This window comes from Longimicrobium sp. (assembly GCA_036389795.1).
Lineage (GTDB): Bacteria > Gemmatimonadota > Gemmatimonadetes > Longimicrobiales > Longimicrobiaceae > Longimicrobium.
Map to the genome: position 1 here is coordinate 1 of DASVWD010000132.1, position 6,999 is coordinate 6,999.

Consider the following 6,999-nt stretch of genomic DNA (forward strand, 5'->3'; position numbering starts at 1 on the left):
CCCCGCGGGCGCCGACTTCGACCTGTACCTCTACAGGTGGAACGGCTCGTCGTGGGTGATCGTGGCGCGCGGCGAGAGCTCCACCGAGAACGAGGACATCGCCTACTCCGGCACCGCGGGCTACTACTACTGGGAGGTCTACTCCTTCAGCGGCAGCGGCTCCTACAACTTCTGGATCCAGAAGCCCTGACCCGGGCCGCGCCTCCCCCCGGGAGGCGGGAGACGAAGACCGCTCGGCGCGCCTCCCGCGCGCCGGGCGGTTCTGTCTCTTCACCCCGGTCCCTGGAAGCACCCGCGACCCGCCAGCGAGGCGCGGCGACCGCATCAGTTTTGTTCATCTGCACCAAACTGATGCGGTTAACGTGGTGTCCGAAAAGAAGCTATCTCGTTGCTGGAAAATCGCTTCTCCCTGTGGCCCCGCCTGGCGCGCTCCATGCCGGTGAGGCCCGCCCATCTCACAAGCAGAATGGATTCGGCGCGCTCGCGGCCGAGCGGGTACACCGGTCCTGGGGAACCAGCGGCACCGATCACCAACTCTCGTTTTCTGGCAGGAACCGGCGGCTGCTCCACGCAGCCGACGGCTTGCGCGCCATGGCCCGGCGTCCGACCCGCGGGCGTCCGGGCGTGTCTCTCCCCTTTGAGGAGGATGCCATGCAGAGAGGTTCGCTCGCCGCCCTTGCCCTGCTCGCCCTCGCCGCCTGCGCCGACCAGGGCGTCACGTCCGCGCGCGCGCCCGAGGTCGCCCCGCTCCGCTCCGCCGCGGCCGGCCGCGCCGTGGAGGGCTCGTACCTGGTGGTGCTCGAAGAGGGCGCCGACCCGCGCGCCGTGGCGGCCGTGGCCGGCGTCACGCCCAGGCACGTCTACGAGTCGGCGCTCAACGGCTTCGCGGCCACCCTGAACGCCGGGCAGCTGAACGCGCTGCAGCACCTCCCCGAGGTGGCGTACGTGGAGGAGGACCAGCTGTACGAGTACGCCACCACGCAGTCGGGGGCCACCTGGGGGATCGACCGCATCGACCAGCGGAGCCGGCCGCTCTCGGGAACCTACACCTACAACTCCACCGGCGCGGGCGTGCGGGCGTACATCATCGACTCGGGGATCAACCCCAGCCACACGCAGTTCGCCACCAGCCGCGCCGCGGTCTCGTACGACGCCACCGGCGGCAACGGCATCGACTGCAACGGGCACGGCACCCACGTGGCCGGCACCATCGGCGGCACCACCTACGGGGTGGCCAAGGGCGTGCTGCTGCGCGCGGTGCGCGTGGGGCAGTGCGGCTCCAGCCTGCTGGTCTCCGACATCGTGGAGGGGATCGACTGGGTGCGGGCCAACCACGTCAAGCCCGCCGTGGCCAACATGTCGCTGGGCGGCGGCTTCTCGTCGTCGATCAACACCGCCACCTCCAACCTGATCAACGCGGGCGTCTTCGTGGCCGTGGCCGCGGGGAACAGCAACGTCGACGCGTGCAGCGGCTCGCCCTCGGGCGTGACCGCCGCCGTGGTGGTGGCCGCCAGCACCTCGAGCGACGCCAAGGCGAGCTACAGCAACTGGGGAACCTGCGTGGACCTGTACGCGCCGGGCTCGTCGATCACCTCGGCGTGGTACTCGTCGAACACGGCCACGGCCACCATCAGCGGCACCTCGATGGCCAGCCCGCACGTGACCGGCGTGGCGGCGCTCTACAAGGCCACCTTCGGCGACGCCTCGCAGAGCACCATCCAGTCGTGGCTGATCAACAACGCCACCACGGGCGTGATCACCGGCAACGTGAGCGGCACCCCGAACCGCCTGCTCTACAAGTCGACCCTGTAGGCTTCCGCGCCGTCCCGCCGGCTCCGGCGGGACGGCGCATCCGCGCTCACCAGGCGAGGACCCGCACGAAGAAACCGGACCTGCATCCGCCGGCGCACCACCCGGCGCCGGCCCCCGCGGCGGCCCGCGAGCGCGGGCCGGCCGAGAGTCTCCACCCCCAAGGCACACGGAGGACACCATGAGAGCAGCTCGCACCCTGCTGGCCGTGGGCTCCCTGGCGGCGCTGGCCGCCTGCTCCGACGGGTCGGTGACGTCCGCGCGCGCACCCGAGCTGGCGCCCCTGCGCTCGGCCGGCGGCGCGGCGATCGAGGGGTCGTACGTGGTGGTGCTGGAAGAGGGCGCCGACCCCACCTCGGTGGCGGCGGTGGCGGGGGTGAGCCCGCGCTTCGTCTACACGGCGGCGCTCAACGGCTTCGCGGCCGAGCTGAACGCCGGGCAGCTGAACGCCCTGCAGCACAACCCGAGCGTGGCGTACATCGAGGAAGACCAGACCTACACCACGCAGACCACGCAGTCGGGCGCCACCTGGGGGATCGACCGCATCGACCAGCGGAATCTCCCGCTCTCGGGCACCTACACGTACAACGCCACGGGAAGCGGCGTGCGCGCCTACGTGATCGACACGGGGATCTACGCCAGCCACAGCGGCTTCGGCGGGCGCGCGTCGAACGTGTACGACTACGCGGGCGGCAGCGGCACCGACTGCCACGGCCACGGCACCCACGTGGCGGGCACCATCGGCTCGACGACGTACGGCGTGGCGAAGAGCTCGCTGCTGCGCGGCGTGCGGGTGCTCAACTGCTCGGGCTCGGGCTCCACCAGCGCCATCGCCGCGGGGATCGACTGGGTGCGCGCCAACCACATCAAGCCGGCGGTGGCCAACCTCTCCATCGGCGGCGGCTTCTCGTCTACCCTGAACACGGCGGTCACCAACCTGGCCAACGCGGGGGTGTTCGTGGCGGTGGCGGCGGGGAACGAGAACCAGAGCGCTTGCAACGTGTCGCCGGCCAGCGCCTCGGCGGTCACCACGGTGGCGGCCTCCACCCGGTCCGACGCCAAGGCCAGCTACTCCAACTACGGGAGCTGCGTGGACCTGTACGCGCCGGGCTCCTCCATCACCTCGCTCTGGCTGAACGGCGGCACCAACACCATCAGCGGCACCTCCATGGCCAGCCCGCACGTGGCGGGCGTGGGCGCGCTCTACAAGTCGGCGTTCGGCGACGCCAGCCAGGGCACGATCGACTCGTGGATCAAGACCAACGCGACGGCGAACGTGATCACCGGCAACGTCACGGGGACGCCGAACCGGCTGCTCTACAAGTCGACGCTGTGACGGCGGCGCAGTGCGAAGTGCGAAGTCCTGAGTGCTGAGTGCTTAGTGCTTAGTGCTTAGTCCTTAGTCCTTAGTCCCTCAGTGATCCGGAACGCCCCGGGGCTCCACGCGAGCTCCGGGGCTCCTTCGCTCTTCCCGGTGCTGGCGCACTTCGCACTTCGCACTCAGCACTTCGCAGTCCGCACCAGAACGGTGCATGAACGCGACGGCGCCAGGCGCGCGGGGCGGCCCTTTTTGTGGCACGCCCCTCCACCCCCGGAAACGGACGGGTCGTCCCGGCAGGAAGCGCTTCATCCCTGCGCCGTGGCGCGCGCGCCGCGTCCACATTATCGATTCTTTCCCGTCGCGGTCCGTGTGTTTGCGCAATTCGTGACGCGAACACTATATTGCCCGGTTCAGCCGCAGCGAACGCACAACCCCGGACCGGCCCCACTTGAAGGTCCTCCTCCTCGACGCGGACCGGAGCGTCGGCCGCACGCTCGAACCGGAGCTGAACCACGCCACGGAGCTGCAGACGGCGCAGACCCTCTCCGAGGGGCTGCGCCTGATCGCGTCCGCGCAGTGGGACCTGATCCTGCTGGACGCCGACTTCTCGGGCGCCGGGCTGGAGCTGCTGGGGCGCCTGCACCAGGACGGGACGGGGACCCCGGTGGTGCTGCTGTCCGCCCAGCCCTCCATGGACCTGGCCATGGAGGCGATCCGGCACGGCGCGCACGACGTGCTGCCCAAGCCGGTGCCGCGCGGGCGCGTCCGCGAGATCCTGCTGGGGATCGAGGAGGTGCGTCGGCTCCGCCCGCTGCCGGCCGCCGTCCCCGCCGACGACTCGGCCATCGTGGGCGCCAGCCCCGGGATGATGGCCGTCTTCAAGTCGGTGGCGCGCGCCGCCGACAGCGACGCGACCGTGCTGGTGCTGGGCGAGAGCGGCACGGGGAAGGAGATGGTCGCCCGGGTGCTGCACTCCCGCTCGCGCCGCTCGCGCGGGCCCTTCGTGGCCATCAACTGCGCCGCCATCCCCGAGAACCTGCTGGAGAGCGAGCTCTTCGGCCACGAGAAGGGCGCCTTCACCGGGGCGATCGGGCGGCGCATCGGCCGCTTCGAGCGCGCCAGCGGCGGCACCCTCTTCCTGGACGAGATCGGCGACATGAGCCTGGCGCTGCAGTCGAAGATCCTCAGGGCGCTGCAGGAGCGCGAGATCGAGCGGGTGGGCGGCGGCTCGCCGGTGGGGATCGACGTGCGCGTGGTGGCGGCCACCAACCGCGACCTGGCCGGGGCGGTGCGCGAGGGGCGCTTCCGCGAGGACCTCTTCTACCGCCTGGCGGTGGTCACCCTCACCCTGCCCCCGCTGCGCGAGCGCGGCTCCGACCTGGACCTGCTGGCCTCGCACTTCGTGGCCCGTTACGCCCACGAGCACGGCCGGCCGGTGCGCGCCGTGGCCGAGGAGGTCTTCAACGTGCTGCGCGCGCACCCCTGGCCCGGCAACGTCCGCCAGCTCAGGAACGCAATGGAGCGCGCCGTGGTGATGGCCGACGGCGAGGTCCTCCTCCCCCAGCACCTCCCCGGCGACATCCTGCACCCCCAGGCCCCGCGCGCGTCCGAGGAGCCGGGCGAGATGCCGCTGGTGACGCTGGAGGAGATGGAGAAGCGCATGATCCGCCGGGCGCTCCAGGAGACGCACGACAACCTCACCATGGCCGCCGAGAAGCTGGGGATCCACCGCAACACACTGCGCCGCAAGATCGCCGAGTACGGGATCGAGCATTGACTCCCGCGCACCGTTTGCGTACACTCCGCCCACTTCTGGTGCACTCTCTGGTAGCAGACGGAACGCGGCGGCAATTGATCCATCTGCCGTAAACAGTTATCTTGAATAGGGTTATCGGCTTTTCGGCGCATCCGCGCCTGCTGGTATGCACCGTGCCTTCCCGCCGGTGTGCTCCTCCCTTCTCCACTCCGCGGAGGTCTTGATGAGCTCCAAGTTCCGGATGCTGCTCGCCACGGCGGCGGCGGCGCTGGTATCGGTTACGTCCGGCTGCGGCGAGGCGGGCTCGCCCGTGGCGGCGGCGCTCCCCGCCGCGCGCGCCGCCACCACCACCACCGAGGCGACGGCCGCCGACCTGGACATCATCGCGAAGTTCCAGGTCCGTCCGCAGATCACCATCGCCTGGGCCAAGAAGTGGATCGGGCCCGAGGGCGGGCGCCTGGAGTTCCAGGGCTTCGCGGTGGACGTTCCCGCGGGCGCGGTGGACAAGGTGACGCTCTTCTCCATCCGCCTCCCGGTCGAACCCAACGGCTCGGAGCGCGTGGTGGCCGAGTTCGGACCCCACGGCAGCAAGTTCCTGAAGCCCGTCGTGGTCTCCTTCCCGTTCCGGGGCACCACCATCGAGGGCGCCGCCGACCCCACGGTGGTGTGGTGGAACAACGGCTGGGTGGACATGGGCGGCTGGCTCTCGGGCGACGGGGCGCGGCTCTCCACCTACACCGACCACTTCTCCGAGTACGCCACCACCACCGAGACCGCGTACCGCGGCGGCGGCATCCTGGCGTCGGGCGGGTGAGTGCAGTGGCGGGTCCCCTTTCCGAGTGGTCATCGTGAACCGCGCCGACGCAACCATCGAGGAGCTCGCCGGGCTGTTACCGGGCCTCGATGAGCTCGAGTTCCTCCGTCTCCGCCTGGTCGGGGTGGCCGTGCCCGACCCGGGGAAGGAGTCGGTGAACACCACCTTCGACAAGCGCATCGTCACTCCCGAGGCGGCCGAACGGGCGCTGGAGGAGGCCGAGGCCGCGCTGCACGAGCACGTTTCGCTGATCCACGCGGGGCTCAGGCCCGTGCTCGGCAGCTTCTTCGAGGGCCGCCCCGAAGAGAGCGCGCGCCACCTGATCGGGCTCGGCGAGCGGCTGGAGGGCGCGGGGCGCGTGCAGGCGGCGGGGCGGTGCTACCGGGCGGCGCTGGCCGTCTCGCTCCCGCTGGTGGAGAAGGAGGCGCAGATCCTGGCGCTCAGGCGCATGGGGCGGGTGTCGGTGACCGTGGGCGACTTCCAGGAGGCGGTGGCCTGCTACGAGCGCAGCGCCGAGCTGGCCCGCGACTCGGGCGACCTCCCCGGCGAGGTGATCGCCCTGACCGGCCTGGGCAACGTGCGCCTGTGGCAGGGGCGGTGGAGCGAGGCGGAGCGGTGCTACCACGCGGCCCTGGAGCGCGCCGACTCGGCCGCGCCGGGGTCGCTGGCGGTGGAGCGGGGGCAGATCTACAACAACCTGGGGCTCTGCACCTCGCGCCGGGGGCGCTTCGACGAGGCCGAGATCTGGTTCGAGAGCGGCTTCCGGCTGTGGGAGAGCGTGTCCTCACCGCTGGACCTGGCGATCTGCCACTTCAACCGCGCGTCGCTGCGCGAGGCGCAGGAGCGCTGGGAGGAGGCGCGCTCCGACTACGAGGCCGCGCTGGCGCTGCCGGTCTCGCCGTCGATGCGCGCGGTGATCGCCACCGACTTCGCGGAGTGGTGGCTGCACGAGGGGCACGTGACGCAGGCCCAGGAGCTGGGGCGGGTGGCCGAGGAGAACGCGATCTCGGCGGGCTCGCCCTACATGCTGGGGCACATGTACAAGGGCCGGGGGAACATCGCCCGGGCGCGCGGCGACGCCGACGGCTTCATCTTCTTCGAGAAGGCGCTGGAGATCGCGGCCGACAAGGGCTACTCCTTCCTGGAGGCGCTCACCCTGCTGGACTACGCGCAGCTGCGGGCCGACATGGGCGGCGTGGAGGAGGCGGCGGCGTACCTGGAGCGGGCGCGCGACCTCTGCCGCGAGCTGGGGGCGCTGGGCGAGCTGGAGAAGGCCGAGCGCGCGCTCGCCGAGCTGTC

At 71.2% G+C, this 6,999-nt stretch carries 6 protein-coding genes; all 6 read left to right on the top strand.

Translation table 11 applies throughout. The features are described from left to right. Nucleotides 1-190 (top strand): hypothetical protein (locus VF746_17685; GenBank protein HEX8694257.1); only part of this gene is annotated, 190 nt, incomplete at its 5' end. Nucleotides 191-651: 461 nt separating this feature from the next. Beyond that, nucleotides 652-1,812 carry a S8 family peptidase gene (locus tag VF746_17690; protein ID HEX8694258.1) on the top strand — a complete coding sequence of 387 codons (1,161 nt, stop codon included), beginning with the start codon at nucleotides 652-654 and terminating at the stop codon, nucleotides 1,810-1,812. Nucleotides 1,813-1,990: 178 nt separating this feature from the next. After that, the gene (locus tag VF746_17695; protein ID HEX8694259.1) at nucleotides 1,991-3,145 is read left to right on the top strand and encodes a S8 family serine peptidase; all 1,155 of its coding nucleotides are present in this window, start codon (nucleotides 1,991-1,993) and stop codon (nucleotides 3,143-3,145) included. Nucleotides 3,146-3,578: 433 nt separating this feature from the next. Continuing rightward, nucleotides 3,579-4,907 (top strand): sigma-54 dependent transcriptional regulator, encoded by a 1,329-nt coding sequence (locus VF746_17700; protein HEX8694260.1) that lies wholly within the window; start codon nucleotides 3,579-3,581, stop codon nucleotides 4,905-4,907. A 202-nt stretch (nucleotides 4,908-5,109) separates the two neighbouring features. Further along, nucleotides 5,110-5,700 carry a hypothetical protein gene (locus VF746_17705; protein HEX8694261.1) on the top strand — a complete coding sequence of 197 codons (591 nt, stop codon included), beginning with the start codon at nucleotides 5,110-5,112 and terminating at the stop codon, nucleotides 5,698-5,700. Between the two features lie 34 nt (nucleotides 5,701-5,734). Next, a partial coding sequence (locus tag VF746_17710) for a tetratricopeptide repeat protein (protein ID HEX8694262.1) occupies nucleotides 5,735-6,999 on the top strand: 1,265 nt, incomplete at its 3' end.